Here is a 21649-nt window from a genome sequence, read left to right on the forward strand (position 1 = left end):
AAAATGAAGATGCCATGAGCCTTGGAATAGCCACAAATACCGCCATGGGTGGGATCCGCATGACGGCCCTCGGCACACGCCTGGTCGCAGAGAACCTCGCGAATGCCGAGGTCGATGGGTATGGTGTCCGAAGCCTTGTGCCCAGCAGCCTGTTAGTCAATAATCGGAACATGCCCATACAGCGCGAGGTAAACCCCGTGGTTCTGGGTGCTGCGCGGAGAGCAGATTCTGCGCATCTGCACACCGAAATACGGCATGCCGGTATGGTCGATCTCGAACGCACATTCGGGCTGCCCGGGGAGTCCGGCTCGCTTAATTCGCTTGTCACACAGCTGGACTCGAGCCTCCGCCAAGCCGCATCCATGCCGGACTCGGATGCGGCGCTTCACTCGGTTGCACAAGATGCCGGGCGGTTGGTTGCGAAATTCAATGCCACGGAAAGCGCGATCCAATCCCTGCGCCAGCAAGCAGATGACGCCGTCGCAGTTGATATAAACATGCTGAATAGCTCCCTCGATCGAGTCGCTGCGCTCAATGTCGAAATTCAGCGACAAACCCTGCTCGGTGGCAACACGCATGGCCTTATGGACGAACGCCAGCGCGTTACCTCAGAGATTGCCCGGATCATCCCCATCACCGAAATTCCGCGCGACAATGACCGTATCATGCTGCTCGCCGCAAATGGCCAGATTCTTGCCGACCTGACCCACACAGAATTCGGCGTCACGCCCAGCATCGGCCTCGTCGCCGGCGACTCGCTCAGCAATGGCGCGGCATCGCCCGTGTCGCTTGACGGTCGCCCACTTGCCGCGGACAGCCCGGTTCTTGGCAGCGGGCGGGTGGGGGCAAACCTTGCCATTCGCGACGAGATTGCGCCGCGCGCACAGACCCGGCTCGACACCCTCGCCTATGACCTTCTCAAGCGTTTTTCCGGCCCGGATGCCGATGCGAGCCTCGCGCCAAACGCTTTAGGAATGTTCACGCTTGACGGGGTAACAACGCTTCCCGCCATGGCGGACGGACTGGCCGGCAGAATGCAGCTATCCGCACGCATCAACCCCGATACAGGTGAAGGGCTTTGGCGGTTGAGGTCCGGACTTAACGCTGCCGCGCCTGGGCCCAGCCTGGACCCAGCCAACCTCAACACCCTGTCGGCTGTGCTGGAAAAGGCGACCAGCCTGCAATCCGGCACTCCAGCGCGTGCATATAGCGACCACGTCGCATCTCAAGTATCGGCACTTGCCACCGCCCGCCTTGGCGAAGAAAGCAGCCTTACCTTCACCATGGCGCAGCACGCGGCCCTGCAAGAGGAATTGGCCGCACAAGGCGTCGATACGGACCGGCAGATGCAGAACTTGCTGACGCTTGAACGCGCCTATGCAGCTAACGCGCGGGTTTTGTCCGCAATCGACCAGATGATGCGCAATTTGCTGGAGATTTGAGATGAACACCCATGGCAGCGGCGACCTGGCACAAACCTTGATGTTGCGGCGACTTGGCGGCGGATTGCGACAGACCGTTGCGCGCATAGGCGGCGAAATCGCGTCCGGCCAGCACGCGGATACCGCGCGCGCTTTGGGCGGGAACCTGATGCAGCTTGCGTCAGTCGAACAGGGGTTGGTGCAGGCCGCCCGGCACTCCAGCTCCGCAAAGTTTGGCGCAACGTTGTTGGCCGCCCAGCAAAATGCGCTCGAGCAGATCAGCCAGATCACCAACAGCCTTGCGCCTGATCTGCGGATGACAATGCAAGCCACCAGCCCAGATGCAATAAGTGCCGCAGGTGAACGCGCAAGGGCCGGGTTCGAGGATGCAATCGGCCTGCTCAACATGAAGGTTGCCGGCCGCCACATCTTCGCGGGCATAGCGGGGGACCAGCGCCCCTTCGCCGAACCGCAGGCAATCCTCGACGCGCTGGCATCGGGCCTGCCAACTGCGCCATCACCATCCGATATCACCTCTCATGTCGCGAGTTGGTTCGCCACGGGCGGGCCGTTCGATTCGCTTGCCTACTTAGGCCATTCCGCCCCGAACGGCGCCATCGATCTTGGAGATGGCAATAGCATCAGACTGGACGTGACCGGCGCCGACCAAGGCCTACGCGAGAGCCTTGCGGCTTTGGCCCTTGGTGCCTTGATCGCCCCTCTGACAACGCAAATGCAACCGTCAGACAGGCGCGCTCTGTTGGCTGCCGGCTCTGATGCAATGATCGCCTCGACCGATAGTCGCATCGCAACACAGGCCCGCATTGGCACGCAGGAAGCGCGCGCGGCCAACGCCCTCGCACGGGCAGAGGCAAAAGCCGCAGCCTTCCAGATAATTCGGACTGAATTGCGTGAAGCGGACCCCTATGAACGCGCAACAGCACTGGAAGCGGCCACCCAAAAGCTGGACGCGCTTTACCTTGTGACTGCACGCTTATCGCGCTTGTCCCTGACGGAGTATCTGCGATGAAATATGGCCTCGCGTGCCTTCTGGTGTTGTTCGTCACCTTGGTTGCAAACATGGCAGAGGCGACAGTTCGGCTGAAGGACATGGTCGAATTCGACGGCGTGCGCGGCAATGACCTGTTGGGATACGGGCTGGTCGTCGGGCTGAACGGGACAGGTGACGGGTTGCGCAACGCGCCGTTCACCGAAGATATGATGACGAATATCCTTGAACGCCTAGGCGTAAATGTCACGGGCGAGCAATTCCGGCCCAGAAATGTCGCAGCCGTGATTGTCACGGCCAGCCTGCCTCCTTTCGCGCGCGCCGGTGGCAGGGTGGATGTCACCGTCTCGGCAATGGGAGACGCGACCAGCCTCTTGGGGGGCACACTTGTTATGACCCCATTGAATGGTGCGGATGGCACGATCTATGCTGTCGCCCAAGGCAGCATCCTGGCCGGAGGCGCGGTCGCCGAAGGAGAGGCCGCCCGCGAAACCCGCGGCGTACCGACCGCGGGCATCATTCCGGGCGGCGCGCGGGTCGAGCGCGAGGTCGATTTCGCGCTCGAGAGCCTGAGAGATGTCCGACTGGCGCTGAACGTGCCGGATTTCTCGACCGCGTTGCAGATCGAACGGGCGATCAATCAAGAGTTCGCCGGACATGTTGCCCACATGACCGACTCTGGGACCGTGGTTCTGCAAATTCCGAAGACCGGCGCCCGATCTACGGCGCACGCACTGGCGCGGATCGAAAACCTGCGAATTACCCCTGCCAGCCGGGCCCGCGTGGTGGTCGACCAGCGCTCGGGAACGATCGTGATGGGCGCAGATGTGCGCATCAGCAGGGTTGCAGTCGCCCAAGGAGGACTGACCTTGCGCGTGGAAGAACGCCCGCTCGTCGTGCAACCCAACCCATTCGCAGATGGCGAGACCGTCGTGGTGCCACGGACAGCGGCAGAGTTGGAAGATGCGCCACCTGTTGCCTTGGCCGAAGTGACAGGCGGCACATCGCTATCCGAGATCGTGGCAGGATTGAACGCGCTCGGGGTTGCGCCGCGTGACATGATCGACATTCTCAGCAGCATAAACGCAGCGGGCGCTTTGCATGCAGAGTTGCTGGTCAGATAAGAATATCCGTAGCACAGCGCCATCCTCAACCTTCCATGTGGAAAACCCCGACGTCCCGATCAAGCGAGCCTTGCGATTTGGCGTTGGCCAACCGGCTGAAATCTGTGAAAGCTTTGGGCCATGACCCGTGCGGACTTGACCGACACGCCGCCGAAGGTGAGCGTTATTCTGCCTTGCTACAACGTGGCTGGCTATGTCCGCACGACTATCGAAAGCCTGAAAGCCCAAGCGTTCCAGGATTTCGAAGTCCTCGTGGTCGATGACGGATCGACTGACAACACAGCACAAACGGCGCGCGACGTGATCGCGCAAGACGCTCGATTTCGAGTGGTCCTGCAACCCAATCAGGGGCTGTCTGCCGCGCGGAACACTGGCCTCAATCTGGCACGCGGCGCCTATATCGCCTTTGTGGATGGCGATGATTGGGTTGCACCAAATTTTCTGTTGCGACTGGTCACGACACTGAACGAAACACAAGCAGATTGGGCGGCCTGCGCAATCTGGCTAGAATTCGATACCGGCGCGCGCGCCATGCATTCTGCGATCCATGCAGCGCCCGAAATCATGGGCGAAATCCGTCCCTGCGAGCTTGACGATGCCCGTCTTGTCGCGCGGCAGTTCCCCTCAGCGTGGAACAAGCTCTACCGACGGGATTTTATCGGCGATTTGCGGTTCGTCCCCGGTGCGCTCTATGAGGATCATCCGTTTTATTGGGCGCTGGCCTGTCGTTCAGAACAAATGTGGTATCTGCCCGAACCGCTCTATCATCATCGGCGTGGGCGACCCGGACAAATTACGATGCAGGGAAGCTGGCAGATTTTCCAGCAATTTGACCGCTTGGATGAAGTGCGCAGATTACTGCCTGATGCCCCGATGCGGCATCGCCAAACAGCGTTGTCCCGCCTGGCAACACGGCTGGTGCATGAGCGGCTGGAACCGGTCACGGACGCGGCCCTAAGGCAAGCTTTCATCGACAAGGCGCGGGAGTATTTCGCAGCGCATGCGTTGAGCTGGGATTGGGATGACGCCACCGACATAGACCTGCGCCCTGCTGCCGAGATTTCGCCTGCTCTGCGTTTTACCGTGCTGGTGCAAGCCGGCGCGGGTGCGGAGCAGACACATCATGCGCTTGCAGCACAACGGCTCTCCCCGGAGCACGTTCTGGAGGTGCCCAATGGCCCGGCACCGGAGGTCTTGCGCAAAATGTGGCCCCGGATCGAAACGGATTGGTGCGCCATTCTGAAAGCGGGCGACATGCCATCGCCCGACTGGTCAGCCAAGATGATGCACGCATTGCAGAACACCGAGGGCGCAACCTTCGCGGTTTGCGCGGCAACGCATCATCCACAAGGGTTTGACCCCGGTTTCGCGCTGCCGGACCTGCCCTGTGCCGACCTTGCGGCGCTTATGTTGTCCACCAAAGCAAACCAGCCGACCGACCTTGATAGCGCCGATTGGGCCGCCGCGCTGCAATTCGGGGCCGCACTTGCCCCGAACCAAGCTGCGCGCGTGACAGCCACGGTGCTCTCCCTTGGGCCGCGTGCGCCGGAAACACCCCGCGCCGCCTTGCGGGCGCTTCAGCGGCTTCTGTCGCATGGGGCGCTGACCCGCACGCAAGCCGCTGCGGTTTTCGCGCATAGGGCGCAACTGGCTGTTCTGGCACAGTCTGGTCGCGGCAGGCGGATCATGCGGGCTTTGCATTGGGGAATGGTAAGGCGTTTGGGCCGCTTCCCCAAACCACCTGCCGCCGCGCATATCGGTGAAAGCTTGCATCGGCTGCTATAGCCGCCATTGGTGTGCCGCGAGTTCAGAACAGAGTTTGAAGGTGCGGCAAAAACCGTTGGCGCAACGCCTCGTTCTGGGGCGAATTCATCTGACGGATTTCGGCGCGTTGTTCCTTCGTCAAGGCCAAAGGCGTTCGATTGCGCCGGGTTGCCAGAAGCGCTTTCAGGGCAACCCGGTAAAGTGGATGCATGTCACCATCACGCCCCTGTCTGGGCAGGACGCGATTCAGAACCCGCCGGATCTGGACCTCTTCCATCGACATTGCAGTATTAACCCGCCCCGGCCTAAGAAGGTCACTGGCGCCAATCCCGGTGTGATGGCAAAAATCCGTCAGCAAATCACCGTCTTTCAGCATATCGGGCGACAGAACGCGCAGAACCAGACGCTCGCGCCCCACCGCGCCGACCCAGCGTTCCACTGGTATATAATGGTTGATCCGTCCGCTGGCCGCCAGATGCTGCGCGAGACTGTGGGAATGCACACGGCGGATCGCTTCGGAATAACTGCTAAGAACCAGCTCCTCTTGCGCGCGCAGGTAGAGAATATACTGAACCTGCGAAAACCGCTGTGACAGGAACTTATCAAGCGCCTCGATCTGTTCGACACTGTTCAACCACGCATAGAGATGTTCGCTGGAGCCGACAAAGCAGTGATGCCCGTTCTGGGCCGATAGCTGCTTTGACAGATGTGCCGCGTAACGCTCTGTATAGTTGTGCACGTCGTCGATGGTATGCAGGTTCAACAGCTTGCGTTCGAATTGCGGCGGGATCTGCCGCCCTACGGCACTCAGCCCGATGATTGCCAGCTCGAACTGGCTGCCAAAACGCGGGTCAAACCTGTCATAAAGCACGCCCCGTTGCGAAAGCGCATCGCGGTTCATGTCCAGAAATGCCTGAATGGTTGAAGTGCCGGATTTTGGCATACCGATATGGATGACCGCTTTCATTGTATGCCCTTGTAAAGCTGTTCCAGCTCCGTGGCATGATCGGCAATCCCGGTCGGGACGCGCGCGTTTTCCCAATAGCCAGCCATATCGACCTGCCCGGCCAAGACACGCGCCAGCACGCGCGCGAAATCTTGCGTGTTTCCTGCCTGAAACACCAGATCGCGCGCGCCCGGCAATTCTTGCGAGCCGCCCCTGTCCGAGGTCATGAGCGGGATATGCCGCGCGTGTAATTCCAGCGCGACCTGCGGCAGGTTGTCTTCCCAAAGCGGCGGCACGATCCCGATATCGGCCTCTGCCACGATCTGGTCCAAGCTGGACGCGGCATATCCGTCATGCCATGTCAGCCCCGCCAGCCTTTGCCCAAGCGCGCGCAACCTTGCCATCACCTGCGCCGGACCCTTGCGCGCCGCAACGGTCAGATGCAGGCGGGACAGGGTTTGGTCGGGCAAAACATCCAGCGCATCGAGCAGGAAGAAGAACCCTTTATCCGCGCGCATATAGCCCAAATAGACCATGCGCAGCGGATCGGTTCCAAGCGGGCGTGGCGCCGTGCGCGCCCAAGCTTCGGCATGGCGCGTGCCGATATAACAGGTTCGTGTCTTGGTTACGCCAAAGCCGCGCGCAATGTCGCGGACACGGTCTGACACTGCCAAGACCTCGTCACAATATGTGTTGAGAAGCCGCACCATCTCGGCGCGGCGGGCGGCGTAGTCCGAAGCCGAACTATGTGAAACAGGGGGCACGGGCGCCGCCGGTTTGCGTGCCCGCATGGCCTTTAGCGCGCGCCACCCGGCCGAAAGGGACGGACGCAGCAGCCGTTCATAGGGCCAGCTTCCCGCTGGTGCCCCGAAGCGGGCCAAAGTGGCTTCGACCGCATAGACCCGTCGCACGGCAAGCGGATTGGGCACGACTGGCAAACAGGTGGCGCAACGTGCACCTTGCCGAAAATCCTCGCAATGCGCGCGCTCCTGCCACCACAGGTTCACTTGCGGACAAAACGGGTAATAATTGTGCAGGGACAGCACGAAACGGGTGTTCGGCAGGTCGTTGCGCAGCGCCAGAACCCGCGCCGGCACCCCTTCCAACCCATGAAAATGGATCACATCATAGGGGCCGGTTTTGTCTAGGAAGTCGCGGAACAAGGCCTCTGTCGCAGTGTTCGAGATTTGCGCCCCTGCCGCAAATTCCGCATGTGACGGCGCGACGGGTCGCGTGTTGACGAATTCAAACCGTCCCCGCCCACAGGGCTGCCAACGCGGTTTTGCGCGCGCCGTCAGATCATAGGCCATGCCTGCGCTTAACGCCGTGCAATCGTGGCCGCCCATTCTGCGCTGCTCGTCCATGAGGGACTGGGCATAAATCCGCACGCCACCACCCCGCCCGGCCGGATCAGCGGGGTCCACCCAGTTGTAATGCAAAATGCGCAAATGCTGGCCCTGGCATGAAACCGAAATACCACCGAGTTCCTAGCGCAGCCCGCCTTGACTGCGCAAGGCCGGTGGCGTCCATGCTGAATCGCGCCGAAGGATCAAATCCTTTGCAAAGACCACGCTCTTGCCCGAATTGAACCGCATGTCCGCACCGGCCATCGCAGACCCTCGACCTTGGGTGAATACATAGGTGGTGGGATGTCGTTGCATCTTGGTGGCGTCTATCAGGCGGGCGCCGACGCGTTGGACATTGGTATGTCCGATAGCGAGATCGTGACCAATGGTGCGGGAACCTTCGTCATCATGACCAGCGGCGCGGCCGGTGGGCTGAGTGTCTATCGGCTGTTGCCCGATGGCCAATTGGCGCTGCATGACACGCAGGTCTTTCCAGAAGCACTGCAACCGGGGCTGGTCGCGGACCTGACCGTGGCTGTCATAGACGGCGCGCCGGTCATCTTCATTGGGGGCGACACGGATCATGCCTTTGGCTACAGCTTTCAAGCCGATGGCAGGATCGGCCCCTTTCAGACGATCGAATGGCACGCGATGGAAACGGCTGCGGGCCTTGATGCACCGGGCGCATTGCAGGCTTGGGGACAGATTTCCGCCCAGACCGGCATGGCCTTTCATGCGCCGATTGCCACCGACAACCTTGTTGCGGTGCATAATGTGCCATCGCCCAGCGTCGATTATGTGCTGTCGCTGGACGGGTCATCCGGCCAGTTGTTCAGCCATAGCGCCGGCTTTGGGGCGACCTATACTCTGGTTGCAAGTTTGGGTGCGTCCGAAGGGCTGGCGCTAAGCACCCCCACCGCCATGGAAATCGCCAATCTGGGCGGCGCGGCCTATGCCGTGGTGGCATCGGCAACCGGGTCGTCGCTGAGCGTTGTCCAAGTTGGGTCTGATGGCAGCCTTACCCCGATACAGCAACTTATTGATACCGGCAGCACCCGCTTTGCCAATGTGCAAGATCTGACACTGGTGCAAAACGGCGAGCATATCTTTGTTCTGGCGGTTGGGGCGGATCACGGGGTCAGCCTGTTTCGCATGTTACCGACTGGCCATCTTGTGTTTCTGGAAGCGTTCAGCGATGACATGGGCGGCGCTCTCGACACGCCGACAACCATAACCGCATCGTTTCAAAATGGTGTGCTGCACGCATTCATCGGCACGCAACACACATCGGAAATGGTGCATCTGCAATCAGTGCAAAGCAATCTAGGGATGGTCGCCAGCAGTTCCGCCACTGGCGCGGACCTTCTGGCAGGCAGCAACGACGACGATATTTTGATGGCGGGGTCGGGGGGCGACACGCTGTTGGGCGGGGGCGGTCATGACATTCTGTCATCTGGCACGGGCCAAAGCACGCTCACGGGCGGCGCGGGCAACGATCTGTTTGTGATCCGGGCACACAGCACGCGGGTTACGATCACAGATTTCCAACCCGGACTAGACCGGCTGGACCTGTCCGATCTGCCAATGTTGCGCAACATGGGTCAGCTTCAGATCACGCCCACGGCCACTGGCGCGGTCATAGAATTTCGCGACACGGAGATAATCCTGCACTCCTCCAGTAGCGGGCCGCTTACAATGGCAGAGCTGTTCCCAAATGGCTTGTATGGGCCGGACACCATGCTGATTATCTCCGGCGAAATCGACCCGGTGCAGCCCCCGCCACCACCGGGGCAGGCTTTTTGGGGGACCAATACGCATGACAGTATCATCGGTGGCGAAGGCAACGACACGATCCGGGCAGGGCGCGGCAATGACACCGTGCGTGGTTTTGACGGCGACGACCTGATCTTTGGTGAAAATGGTCATAACCGACTTTGGGGCGGCGCCGGGAATGACACGATTTATGGCGGCCCGGGCAATGACCAAATCGGCGGTGGCCCCGGCAATGACCTGCTGTTCGGGGGCGCGGGTAACGACTCTATGTATGGCGGCAGCGGCGATGACACCATCCATGGCGAAGGCGGCGATACCCGGCTATGGGGCATGGGCGGAAACGACCTGATCTATGGCAGCGACGAAGGCGGGCGCATCGGTGGCGGTGGCGGCAACGACACAATCTATGGCGGACCGGGCAACGATACGATCTATGGCGGACAAATCGCCGGGAATGACTTTATTGACGGCGGGGCGGGCGACGACGAGATCTGGGGGATGGAGGGGGACGACACGCTCATTGGCGGGCCGGGCAATGATTTCCTGGGCGGCTATCTGGGGGACGACCGGTTTCACGGTGGCCCCGGCGACGACACGGTGCGCGGGGCGCAGGGCGCGGACACGTTCGTGTTTCTAGATGGCGATGAGACCCTGCTGATCGAAGATTTCACCTTTACCGATAATGACACGCTGGAACTTGACAGCGCGCTCTGGGGCGGCGGGATGACCCCGGCGCAGGTCGTGTCACTCTATGGCGCGGTCACGCCGGGGGCCTTGGTGCTGGATTTCGGCGGCGGCGATATAATAACGCTTTCGGGCTTGTCCGACCTGCCCATGTTGGCAGACTATATCCACATTGTCTGACCTATCGGCATTGACACGCTGCCCGCTTCCCCCTAATGCACCGCACGCGCTGACCCTTTGGGCCGCGTGACCATTGGTGTTGGTGGCTCCCGCAAGGGAAAGCCTGTCACCCGCTTGCCGGGGAAGGACAACGCCCTTCATCGCCCCCTTAGGGGCACCTACAGAAGGAGATCAGACGGTGACCAAACGCACCTCTGCCAAGTATAAAATTGACCGCCGTATGGGCGAAAACATCTGGGGCCGCGCCAAAAGCCCCGTCAATCGCCGTGACTACGGTCCCGGCCAGCACGGCCAGCGCCGCAAGACCAAGCTCAGCGATTTCGGCATCCAGCTGCGCGCCAAGCAAAAGCTGAAGGGCTATTACGGCGATCTGACCGAAAAGCAGTTCCGCCGCATCTATGCCGAGGCCGAGCGCATCAAGGGCGACACCGGTGAAAACCTGATCGGCCTGCTGGAGCGCCGCCTGGACGCCGTGATCTATCGCGCCAAGTTCGTGCCAACCATCTTCGCGGCACGCCAGTTCGTGAACCACGGCCACATCACCGTAAACGGCACGCGGGTCAACATCCCCAGCTACCGCGTGAAAGAAGGCGATGTCATCGCGATTCGTGACAAGTCGAAGCAACTGGCCATCGTGCTGGAAGCTGTTGGCCTCGTAGAGCGTGACGTGCCCGATTATGTCGAGGTCGATCACTCCAAGTTGACCGCGACATTCACCCGCACCCCGTCGCTGGCAGACGTGCCCTACGCAGTGCAGATGGAACCGAACCTCGTGGTCGAATTCTACGCGAAGAACTGATCTTCGCCGCACTGGACAATCGAAGCCCTGCCCCTCGTGGCGGGGCTTTTTTATGCGGCCAGCCCGACAGCGCCGGCCAACCCTGCGACCAGCACCACCGCCCAAGCAGGCAAGCGCCACACTTGCAAAACCACAAAGCAGGCCAGCGCGAAGGCGAATTGTGCCAAGCTGCCCACCGCGCTGCTAAAAACCGGATCATATAGCGCCGCGCCCAATATGCCGACAACAGCGGCATTTGCGCCCGCCATCCCCGCGCGCACGGCCTGCGCACCGCGCACCGCCTGCCAGAACGGCAAAACACCCACCAACAGCAGAAATCCCGGTGCAAATATCGCAAGGGTTGCGATTGCAGCGCCCAAGATACCGCCCAAGCCCCCAAGATAGGTTGCAAAGGTAAACAGCGGGCCGGGTATCGCCTGCGCGGCGGCATAGCCCGCCAGAAACGCATCATCGCTCAGCAACCCCGGCGCGACCAGTTCCGCCTGTAACAGCGGCAGCACGACATGCCCGCCGCCGAAGACCAAGGCACCTGCACGGAACATGCTGTCAGCCAACGCAAAGCCTTCGCTTTGCCCGGCCAGCATTGGCAGACCGACAAGGCCCAAGGCAAACAACGCCAGCGCGGTCATTGCCGCAGGCTTGCCGACAGCGATCGCCAACCCACCTTGCCCCGTGCCCACATCCAGCCGCAGCACAGCGCCAATCAATCCGCCTGCCACAATGACCGCGACCATCGCCCATGGCCCGCTTAGCAGCGCCAGCGCCGCGACGGCAGCCACGGCAATCGTCGCGCGCGGGCCATCGGGGCAAAGCGAGCGGGCCATACCCATCACAGCTTGCGCCACCACCGCGACCGCAACCAGCTTCAACGCCGCAATCACACCGGTCAGCCCAGCCAGCCCCGCGCCCAATGCCACCGCAAGCATGATAAGCGCCGAAGGCAAGGTAAAGCCGACAAACGCCGCCAAGGCGCCCCACCACCCCGCGCGCGTCAGGCCCAGCGCGAACCCGACCTGGCTAGAGGCCGGACCGGGCAGGAACTGACACAGCGCGACCAGTTCCGCATAATCGTCATCGCTCAGCCAGTTGCGGCGGGTGACGAATTCTGCCCGGAAATACCCGATATGCGCGACCGGCCCCCCGAAAGAGGTCAGCCCAAGCCGCAAAAACGCGCCGAATACTTCCGCCAATCGTGACAAATTGCTCTCCCCGCCCTGCACGAATGCGCATGTTGCGCGCAAACTGACAAATATTTCCGAAAACAGTTTAACCTTGTGGTGGCTTGCATGGAATGCCGCATTGGCGCAGGCTATCTGTTATGCATGACACTTCCTTGACCCTGAAAGACACGCCATGGCCCGCGACCATATCCGCTTTCTGCTGAACGACCGCGAAGTCACGCTGCGTGATTTGGGCGCGACCGATACGCTTCTGGACCATCTGCGGCTGGATCAACGCTTGCGCGGCACGAAAGAGGGCTGCGCCGAAGGCGACTGCGGCGCCTGCACCGTGCTTGTCGGGCGGCTGGAAGCGGGTGCAGTGCGTTACCAACCCGTGAATGCCTGCATCCGGTTTCTGGCATCCTGCGACGGGTGCATGTCGTCACGGTGGAACATCTGCGCGGCACGGATGGCGGATTACACCCGGTGCAGCGCGCCATGGTAGAGCATCACGGCAGCCAATGCGGCTTTTGCACACCCGGTTTCGTGATGGCGCTTTACGCCTTGTGGATGGAAACGCCCCACCCGTCAGAGCCGCAGATCGAACGCGCGCTGCAAGGCAACCTGTGCCGCTGCACGGGATATGCGCCCATCATTCGCGCGGCGCTGTCCATGGGCGGGCATGGCACGACCGACCCGCTGATGAATGAGCGCGCGCAGGTCCAAGGGCGTTTGGCGGCATGGGTCGATGGAGCGCGGGTTGACGTCACGAACCACCAAAGCTGCGCAATCCTGCCCGCCTCGACCGATGATCTGGCCGATGTGTTGGAACAGCACCCCGACGCGCGCATTGTCGCGGGGGCGACCGATGTCGGCCTGTGGGTCACGAAGTTTCTGCGCGATCTGCCTGTGGCCGTGTTCATCGGCCATCTGGACGGGTTGCGCGCGGTCACGGAAACCGCCGATGCCCTCCACTTCGGCGCTTTGGTCAGCTACGAAGACGCGCGCGCGCCGCTTGTTGCGCATTTCCCGCATATGGCGCGCTACTGGGACCGCATTGCGGGCTGGCAAGTGCGGTCCATGGGCACACTGGGCGGCAACATCGCCAATGGCTCGCCCATTGGCGACACGCCGCCGCCCTTCATCGCCCTTGGCGCGCGGCTGGTGCTGCGCAAAGGCGCGGCGCGGCGCGAGATGCCGTTGGAAGATTTCTTCCTCGACTATGGCAAGCAAGACCGCGCAGCAGGCGAGTTCGTGGAGAAGATCATCCTGCCCAAACCCGTGCCCGGCACACTGCATGCGGCCTACAAGCTGTCAAAACGCCGGGATGAGGATATTTCCGCCGTGGCATTTGGCGTGGCCGTGACGGTGGCGGATGGCATAATTATCAACGCACGGTTGGCCTTTGGCGGCATGGCCGCCACGCCCAAACGTGCAACACATGCAGAAGCGGCTCTGACAGGCCAGCCTTTCAGCTTGGAGACGATGCAAACAGCCGCCCAAGCCCTGCCGCAAGATTTTACGCCGCTCTCGGACATGCGCGCCAGCGCGGATTACCGCATGCGCGCGGCGCAGAACCTGCTAACGCGCTTCTGGCTGGAACACGCGGGCCAACCGGCGGCGTTGGAGGATGTGACATGAAGGATTCCGACCGCATTACCGGCGCGGCGCATGACAGCGTGATCCACGATTCCGCGGTCAAGCATGTGACAGGGCGCGCTGAATATACCGATGACATCACCGAACCCATGGGCTGCCTGCATGCCTATATCGGCACCGCGACTGTAGCAAAGGGGCGCGTGACCGCGCTGGACCTGTCTGCCGTGCGCGCCGCGCCGGGCGTCATCGCGGTGCTGACCGAAGATGATATTCCGGGCCGCAACGACATCTCACCCACCGGGTTGAATGACGAGCCGATCTTTTCGCGCGACGTGCAGTTCCACGGCCAGCCGATCTTTGCCGTTGTGGCAGAAACCCGCGATCTGGCGCGGCGGGCCTGCACTTTGGCCAAGGTCACATATGACCAAACGCCCCACGCAACCGACATCGACGCGGCAGAAGCGGCGGGTTACCCGGACGTGACCGCGCCCCTGACGCTGGCGCGCGGCGATGCACAAAGCGCGCTGGCCAACGCCCCGCACCGCATTCAGGGCCGAATGCGCGTGGGCGGTCAGGACCATATGTATCTGGAAGGGCAAATCGCGCTGGCCATTCCGGGCGAGGATGACGAAATGACCGTCTTCGCCTCGACCCAGCACCCGTCAGAGGCGCAGCACATGGTCGCCCACGCTTTGGGGGTGCCTTTCAATGCCGTGGTAATGAATGTGCGCCGCATGGGCGGCGGTTTCGGCGGCAAGGAAACCCAGATGAACCTGTTTTGCGCAGTGTCGGCGCTGGCCGCGCGCGCCACAGGCCGCGCTGTGAAGCTGCGCCCCGACCGCGATCAGGATATGGAGATTACGGGCAAACGCCATGATTTCCGCATCGATTACGATCTGGGGTTTGATGACGCGGGCCGCATTCTGGCGGTAGATGGCCTTTTCGCCGCGCGCTGCGGCTGGTCGTCCGACCTGTCCGGCCCGGTCACCGACCGCGCGCTGTTTCATGCTGACAATGCTTATTACTACCCCGATGTGCGGCTGCGCTCGCGCCCGATCCAGACGAACACGGTCAGCAACACGGCGTTTCGCGGCTTTGGCGGCCCGCAAGGGCTGATCGCCGCCGAACGCATGATCGAAGAAATCGCCTATGCGCTGGGCCGCGACCCGCTGGACGTGCGGCGCGCGAATTTCTACCGCGAAGGGGCGGATATGACGCCCTACCACCAGCAGGTGACGGATAACATCCTGACGCGGCTGGTGGATGAGTTGGAAGCGTCCTCGGATTACCAAGCGCGGCGCAAGGCTGTCTTGGACTTCAACGCGCAAGGCGGAGTCATTCGCAAGGGCATTGCGCTGACCCCGGTGAAGTTCGGCATCAGCTTTACCGCGACATGGTATAATCAGGCGGGTGCGCTGGTGCATGTCTATTCGGATGGGTCGGTTCACCTGAACCACGGCGGCACGGAAATGGGCCAAGGCCTGTTCACCAAGGTCGCGCAAGTGGTGGCAGAGGCGTTTCAGGTGGACCTGTCGCGCATCAAGATTACCAAAACGACCACCGAAAAGGTGCCCAACACATCGGCAACCGCCGCCAGCAGCGGGTCGGACCTGAACGGCATGGCGGCGCTGAACGCGGCCGAGCAGATCAAGGCGCGGTTGGTCGGTTTTGCCGCCGATAAATGGGGCGTGGCTGAGGATGCCGTGCAATTCCTGCCCGGTCGTGTGGCGGTGGGTGCGGAAATCGTGCCATGGGACGACTTCATCAAGGCCGCCTATATGGCGCGCGTGCAGCTTTCGGCAGCGGGATTCTACAAGACGCCAGACATTCACTGGGACCGCACCAAAGGCCAAGGTCGCCCGTTCTATTACTTCGCCTATGGCGCGGCGTGCTCCGAGGTCAGCGTGGACACTCTGACGGGAGAGTCCCGCGTCGACCGGGTGGATGTGCTGCATGATGTGGGCCGCTCGCTGAACCCCGCTTTGGACTTGGGCCAAGTCGAAGGGGCGTTCGTGCAGGGCATGGGATGGCTGACATCAGAGGAACTCGTCTGGGACGATGCGGGCCGCCTACGCACCCACGCGCCCAGCACCTATAAAATCCCGCTCGCCAGCGACCGCCCGCGCATTTTCAACGTGGAACTGGCGGAATGGTCCGTGAACCCGGAACGCACCATCAAACGCTCGAAAGCAGTGGGAGAGCCGCCCTTCATGCTGCCCGTGTCGGTGTTCGAAGCGATTGGCATGGCAGTCGCATCGGTGGCCGACTACCGCGAATGTCCAAGGCTGGACGCACCCGCCACCCCTGAAACCGTGCTTATGGCCGTGGAGCGGCTGCGCGGATGAGCTTGCGCGACCTGCTGGCCAGCGATGCCCCTTTGGTGCGTCTGCGCCTGAGCGCGGTTGAAGGGTCTGCCCCGCGCGAGGTTGGGGCGGAAATGCTGGTCACCGCCCACGCGCAGGCGGGCACCATCGGCGGCGGGCAGGTGGAATATCGGGCCATGGCACGGGCGCGCGAGATGCTGGACATCGGCACCACGCAAGACAGCCTGACCATGGCGCTTGGCCCCGAAATTGGCCAATGCTGCGGCGGGCGGGTGACGGTTGCGCTCTGCGTGCTGACCCCGGATGCCCGCACGGCCATGCTGGCGCGAGTGGATGGGGCACACGCCCCCGGCGTTATGATCCTTGGTGCGGGGCATGTGGGCCGCGCCTTGGCGCAGGTTTTGGCCCCCTTGCCCTGCCGCGTGGTGTTGGTGGACAGCCGCGCCGAGGAGTTGGCGCAAGCACGGAGCGGCGAGCATCGCCTGACGCCGCTCCCAGAGGCAGAGATCGACCAAGCACCCCCCGGCGCCGCTTTCGTGGTCACAACCCATGACCATGGGTTGGATTTTCTGCTGACCCTCGCGGCGCTGAAGCGCGGCGATGCGGCCTATGTGGGCCTGATCGGGTCCGCCACCAAACGCGCGCGGTTTACCCGGTTTGCGCGGGACCACGACCTGGACGCATCCGCGCTCACCTGTCCTATCGGCGCGGCGGGCTTGGGCGACAAACGGCCAGAGGTGATTGCGCTCATGACCGCGCAGGAAATATTCGCCGCCTTCGCGCACACCCCCCAAGGAACCCCATGACCCAAACCTTGATCCGCGCGCGGCTGCTGTCGTTCCACCGTGAACCGCAAACGCCAGATGACACAGGCGCGTTTACCTATATCGAGGACGGCGCGCTGCTGGTCGAGGGCGGCATGATCCGCGCCATGGGTGAAGCCCGCGACATTAACTCCCCCGACGCGAAGCTAATCGACCACCGCCCGCACTTGCTAATGCCGGGGTTTATCGACACCCATCTGCATTTCCCGCAAACGCAGGTCATTGCCAGTTGGGCGGCGGAATTGCTGGACTGGCTGAACGACTACACCTTCCCAGAGGAAACGCGCTACGCCGACCCCGCGCTTTGCGCCACCATGGCAAGCACGTTTCTAGATCGGCTGACCGATCATGGCACGACCACGGCGGTGGCCTATGCGTCGGTTCATGCGTCCTCTGCCGAGGCGCTGTTTGCCGAAGCGTTCACACGCAACATGCGGCTGATTACCGGCAAGGTCATGATGGACCGCAACGCGCCCGCAGCCCTGTGCGACACGCCGCAATCCAGCTACGATGACAGCAAGGCGTTGATTGCGCGTTGGCATGGCAAGGGCCGCTTGGGCTATGCGATCACGCCGCGTTTCGCCATCACCTCTACCCCTGCACAGATGGAAGCCGCGCAAGCCTTGGCGGCAGAGCACGCCGACTGCCACATCCAGACCCATCTAAGCGAGAACCACGCCGAGATCGCGCTGTCCTGCCAGCTATACCCACAGGCCAAGGACTACACCGACATCTATGCCCGATACGGCCTGCTGCGCACCAACAGCCTGCTGGGCCATTGTATTCACCTGTCCGACCGCGAGATCGGTGCACTGGCAGAGGCGGGGGCAAAGCCCGTGTTCTGCCCTACCTCCAACCTGTTTCTTGGGTCCGGCCTGTTCAACGACGCCAAGCTGCGCAACGCGGGGCTGACCAATGCGATTGCGACCGACATCGGAGGCGGCACCAGCTATTCACTGCTGCAAACGCTGGCCGAAGGGTATAAGGTCTTGCAACTGCAAGGACAACGTCTGCACCCCTACCGCGCCTTTCACTGGATCACGCGGGGCAATGCCGTGGCCTTGGGAATGGCAGACCGCATCGGCACGCTGGAACCAGGAACCGAGGCCGATTTCGTGGTGCTGAACGCAAGCGCCACCCCCGCCATGGCGCAACGCATGCACCGCGCCCGCGAGCTGGCAGATGAATTGTTCACCCTGCAAGTGATGGGCGATGATCGTGCCGTGGTGCAAACCTATGTGGCTGGGCAACAACACAAACCCGCCTGACGCAGCTTTGCGCTTTTTCCTTGGTTTACCGCACAGAGTTGCGCAAACTCGGCTTAAGCGCCGCCAGGTGCTGTTTGGTAAAAAGTGCGAAACCACGAAGGGAGCGAAACATGGGACGTCGCGATGAATTGATTGAACGCTACGCCGCTGATCTGAAAGACAAATGCGGGGTCACGCCAGATATGGACCTGCTGCGCAAAGTCACGATCGGCTGCGGGCCGTCCATCTACAACCCCGATGCCAGCACCGTCGCCGGGTCGCAAGATCACGAGTTGGAGACCGTGCGCAAGAATTTCCTTATCAAGAAACTGGGGCTGGCGGACGGGCCGGAACTGGGCAAGGCGATTGATGCCGTGATCGAGCAATATGGCCGGTCCGAGCGCAACAAGTATCGCGTTGTGGTCTATTACCTGCTGACCAAGCATTTCGGCAAAGAGGCCGTTTACGGCTGATCCGGCCAGACTCGCGAAACTTTTAGCTTTTATATGGCTTGTTTCGCAGCGTGTAATCGGCGACGGTGGTTTATCTGGTCAGGACGACCGGGCTTTCCATCCTCTCGTGACGTGAAGGGCACGCGGGTGAGATATGGGGCCCCGGTCAGCACCGGGGCTCCTTTTCCGTTCATGGGCTTTGCAATTTCAGCCTGTCCCGCGCCCGGCCCATAGAACGCCCAAGTCATGTCCCGTTTAGACCATTTTTTCCGTGTCTGTTCTGAATGTATTAAACGCCAACGAAGGGGACTGCTTGAATTCGCGCCCCTTACGGCCCACATTTAGCCATGTTCGGCGTGCTCGCGCCGACCAGCCAAAGGATATAAACGTGACCGAATTGAGCAGCTATCCCGTCTTGCCCCTGCGTGACATGGTGGTGTTTCCGCATATGGTCGTGCCTCTGTTCGTAGGCCGCGACAAATCCGTGCGTGCGCTGGAAACTGTGATGAATGATGACAAGCAGATCCTGCTTGCCTCGCAGGTAGACCACACGCAGGAAGACCCGGAAACCGGCGATATCTACCGCGTGGGCGTGCTGGCCAACGTGCTGCAACTGCTGAAATTGCCGGACGGCACCGTCAAAGTGCTGGTCGAAGGTCAGCACCGTGTGCGCATTACCGAATTTGTCCGCGAAGAAGGGTATTTTGAAGCCCTTGTCGCCGAAATGCCCGATACCGCTGGCACCGATGATGAAATTCGCGCCCTGATGCGTTCGGTGCAAAACGAGTTCGAGCGCTATGCCAAGATCCGGAAGAACATTCCGGATGAAGCGCTGGCAGCCATTGCAGATACGACCGATGCCGCCAAGCTGGCAGATTTGGCCGCCGGGCACCTGGGCTCAAACGTTGACAAGAAACAGGCGATTCTTGAGATGACCGCGCTGAATGCGCGTCTGGAAGAGATTTACGCCGAGATGCAGGGCGAATTGTCTGTCTTGCAGGTCGAACGCAAGATCAAGACCCGCGTCAAGACCCAGATGGAACGCACGCAGCGGGAGTATTACCTGAATGAGCAGATGAAGGCCATTCAGAAGGAATTGGGTGATGGCGAGGACGGCCAGAACGAACTGGCCGAATTGGAAGCCAAGATCGCAGCGACCAAATTCTCCAAGGAAGCGCGCGAAAAGGCCGAAGCAGAGCTGAAAAAGCTGAAAAACATGTCGCCCATGTCCGCGGAAGCGACCGTTGTGCGCAACTATCTGGATTGGATGCTGTCGATCCCATGGGGTGTGAAAAGCCGCGTCAAAAAAGACCTTGGCCGCGCCCAGGAAGTGTTGGATGCCGATCATTACAGCCTGGAAAAGGTCAAAGAACGGATCGTCGAATATCTGGCGGTGCAATCGCGCTCATCCAAGCTGAAAGGCCCGATCATGTGCCTTGTCGGCCCTCCCGGCGTTGGTAAAACCAGCTTGGGGCGGTCGGTTGCACGCGCAACGGGGCGTGAATTCATCCGCATCAGTTTGGGCGGCGTGCGTGACGAATCTGAAATCCGGGGCCATCGTCGCACCTATATCGGGTCCATGCCGGGCAAGATTATCCAGGCTCTGAAAAAGGCCAAGACGACCAATCCGCTTATCTTGCTGGATGAGATCGACAAGATGGGGCAGGATTTCCGCGGCGACCCGGCAAGCGCCATGCTGGAGGTGCTGGACCCTGAACAGAACGGCACGTTTGTGGACCACTATCTGGAAGTGGAATACGACCTGTCGAACGTCATGTTCCTGACCACGGCCAATAGCTACAACATGCCCGGCCCGCTTCTGGACCGGATGGAAGTGATCCCGCTTTCGGGCTACACCGAAGACGAAAAGCTGGAAATCGCCCGCACGCATCTGCTGCCCAAATCGGTCAAGAACCATGGGCTGAAGCGCGATGAGCTGACGATTTCCGATAACGCGATCACCCAGACCATCCGCCTGTATACCCGCGAGGCCGGGGTGCGGAACCTGGAGCGCGAATTGAACAAAATCGCGCGCAAGGCCGTGACCAAGATCGTCAAAAAGGAGACCGGCAAGGTCATCGTCGCACGCGACAACCTGGAAGACTTCCTTGGCGTTCCACGCTTCCGCTTCGGCTCTGCCGAGAAAGAGGACCAGATCGGCGTTGTCACGGGCCTGGCCTGGACACAGGTCGGCGGCGAGTTGTTGCAGATCGAAGCGCTGCGCTTGGCTGGCAAGGGCCGGATGAAAACGACGGGTAAGCTGGGCGATGTGATGAAGGAATCCATCGACGCGGCCAGTTCTTTCGTGCGCTCCATCGCGCCCGAAATCGGTGTTAAACCGCCGCGTTTCGATGCGTGGGACATCCACGTTCACGTTCCCGAAGGCGCCACGCCCAAGGATGGCCCAAGTGCCGGGGTGGGCATGGTCACGTCCATTGTGTCGGTGCTGACCCAGATTCCGGTGCGCAAGAATGTCGCCATGACGGGCGAGGTCACGCTGCGCGGCAATGTTCTGGCCATTGGCGGCTTGAAAGAAAAGCTGCTGGCGGCCCTGCGTGGCGGCATCGACACGGTGCTGATCCCACAGGAAAACGCCAAGGACCTGCCGGAAATTCCGGATAACGTGAAAGAGGGGCTGACCATCATCCCCGTCGCACATGTCCGCGAGGTGCTGAAACATGCCCTGACGGTCGCGCCTGCCCCGGTGGAATGGGACGCAGAGGCGGATGAGGCAGCGCGTCTTGCCCGCATGGCCCCAAAGCCGGAAGATACTGCGGCACGCCCCGCACACTGAATGAATGCGCCCCCCGATGGCAGGTTGCTGTCGGGGGACGCGCGATCCGGCGAAAAGGGCTTGCGCTGCCCAATCGGCGGCGCTATCAGGCCGAGCGTGGGGCGATTAGCTCAGCGGTAGAGCGCTTCGTTCACATCGAAGATGTCAGCGGTTCAAATCCGTTATCGCCCACCATTTCCCTCTTTTCGCTGGTTGCATCACGC

Annotated in this window: 14 protein-coding genes, 1 tRNA gene and 1 pseudogene; 13 read left to right on the top strand and 3 right to left on the bottom strand. The window is 61.5% G+C overall.

Annotation, left to right across the window (positions count from 1 at the left end; translation table 11 throughout):
• Nucleotides 1-14: 14 nt before the first annotated feature.
• From M3N55_RS02440 to M3N55_RS02455, 4 genes are all read left to right on the top strand, one after another.
• Nucleotides 15-1442, top strand: a complete 1428-nt coding sequence (locus M3N55_RS02440; protein ID WP_249056053.1) for a FlgK family flagellar hook-associated protein — start codon at nt 15-17, stop codon at nt 1440-1442.
• Between the two features lies 1 nt (nt 1443).
• Complete coding sequence (locus tag M3N55_RS02445) at nt 1444-2451, top strand: flagellin family protein (protein WP_249056055.1); 1008 nt, start codon at nt 1444-1446, stop codon at nt 2449-2451.
• A gap of 50 nt (nt 2452-2501) precedes the next feature.
• Nucleotides 2502-3554, top strand: coding sequence for a flagellar basal body P-ring protein FlgI (locus M3N55_RS02450; RefSeq protein WP_428982589.1), 1053 nt, complete (start codon nt 2502-2504; stop codon nt 3552-3554).
• A 120-nt stretch (nt 3555-3674) separates the two neighbouring features.
• Nucleotides 3675-5339 carry a glycosyltransferase family 2 protein gene (locus M3N55_RS02455; protein ID WP_249056058.1) on the top strand — a complete coding sequence of 555 codons (1665 nt, stop codon included), beginning with the start codon at nt 3675-3677 and terminating at the stop codon, nt 5337-5339.
• 22 nt (nt 5340-5361) lie between these two features.
• On the opposite strand, the gene M3N55_RS02460 is transcribed toward M3N55_RS02455, so the two are convergent.
• Both M3N55_RS02460 and M3N55_RS02465 read right to left on the bottom strand, forming a co-directional pair.
• The gene (locus M3N55_RS02460; protein WP_249056060.1) at nt 5362-6285 is read right to left on the bottom strand and encodes a hypothetical protein; all 924 of its coding nucleotides are present in this window, start codon (nt 6283-6285) and stop codon (nt 5362-5364) included.
• On the bottom strand, nt 6282-7712 hold the full coding sequence (locus M3N55_RS02465; RefSeq protein WP_249056062.1) for a glycosyltransferase: 1431 nt from the start codon (nt 7710-7712) through the stop codon (nt 6282-6284). Before M3N55_RS02465 ends, M3N55_RS02460 begins: the two co-directional genes overlap by 4 nt.
• 201 nt (nt 7713-7913) lie before the next feature.
• On the opposite strand from M3N55_RS02465, the gene M3N55_RS02470 reads away from it, so the two are divergent.
• Complete coding sequence (locus M3N55_RS02470; RefSeq protein WP_249056064.1) at nt 7914-10247, top strand: calcium-binding protein; 2334 nt, start codon at nt 7914-7916, stop codon at nt 10245-10247.
• A gap of 178 nt (nt 10248-10425) precedes the next feature.
• Nucleotides 10426-11046: a 30S ribosomal protein S4 gene (rpsD, locus tag M3N55_RS02475; RefSeq protein WP_249056066.1), complete on the top strand. Its 621-nt coding sequence runs from the start codon at nt 10426-10428 to the stop codon at nt 11044-11046.
• Between the two features lie 50 nt (nt 11047-11096).
• Here the strand turns inward: rpsD and chrA are convergent, their stop codons facing one another.
• On the bottom strand, nt 11097-12245 hold the full coding sequence (gene chrA, locus M3N55_RS02480; protein WP_249056069.1) for a chromate efflux transporter: 1149 nt from the start codon (nt 12243-12245) through the stop codon (nt 11097-11099).
• A 154-nt stretch (nt 12246-12399) separates the two neighbouring features.
• Here chrA and xdhA point away from each other — a divergent pair.
• The 7 genes and pseudogenes from xdhA (at nt 12400) to M3N55_RS02515 (ending at nt 21620) form a co-directional block, all read left to right on the top strand.
• Nucleotides 12400-13847 (top strand): annotated as a pseudogene (gene xdhA / locus M3N55_RS02485) (xanthine dehydrogenase small subunit).
• Complete coding sequence (gene xdhB / locus M3N55_RS02490; protein ID WP_249056071.1) at nt 13844-16150, top strand: xanthine dehydrogenase molybdopterin binding subunit; 2307 nt, start codon at nt 13844-13846, stop codon at nt 16148-16150. The pseudogene xdhA and the gene xdhB overlap by 4 nt, the downstream one beginning before the upstream one ends.
• On the top strand, nt 16147-16935 hold the full coding sequence (gene xdhC / locus M3N55_RS02495; RefSeq protein ID WP_249056073.1) for a xanthine dehydrogenase accessory protein XdhC: 789 nt from the start codon (nt 16147-16149) through the stop codon (nt 16933-16935). The genes xdhB and xdhC overlap by 4 nt, the downstream gene beginning before the upstream one ends.
• On the top strand, nt 16932-18221 hold the full coding sequence (gene guaD, locus M3N55_RS02500; RefSeq protein ID WP_249056075.1) for a guanine deaminase: 1290 nt from the start codon (nt 16932-16934) through the stop codon (nt 18219-18221). The genes xdhC and guaD overlap by 4 nt, the downstream gene beginning before the upstream one ends.
• Before the next feature lie 110 nt (nt 18222-18331).
• Entirely contained in the window at nt 18332-18673 is a 342-nt protein-coding gene (locus tag M3N55_RS02505) for a DUF2853 family protein (protein WP_249056077.1), read from the top strand.
• A 409-nt stretch (nt 18674-19082) separates the two neighbouring features.
• Nucleotides 19083-21446, top strand: coding sequence for an endopeptidase La (lon, locus tag M3N55_RS02510; RefSeq protein ID WP_249056581.1), 2364 nt, complete (start codon nt 19083-19085; stop codon nt 21444-21446).
• Between the two features lie 99 nt (nt 21447-21545).
• Nucleotides 21546-21620, top strand: a tRNA-Val gene (locus M3N55_RS02515).
• Nucleotides 21621-21649 lie beyond the last annotated feature (29 nt).

It is taken from the genome of Roseinatronobacter domitianus (genome assembly GCF_023336755.1).
Classification (GTDB): Bacteria; Pseudomonadota; Alphaproteobacteria; order Rhodobacterales; family Rhodobacteraceae; genus Roseinatronobacter; species Roseinatronobacter domitianus.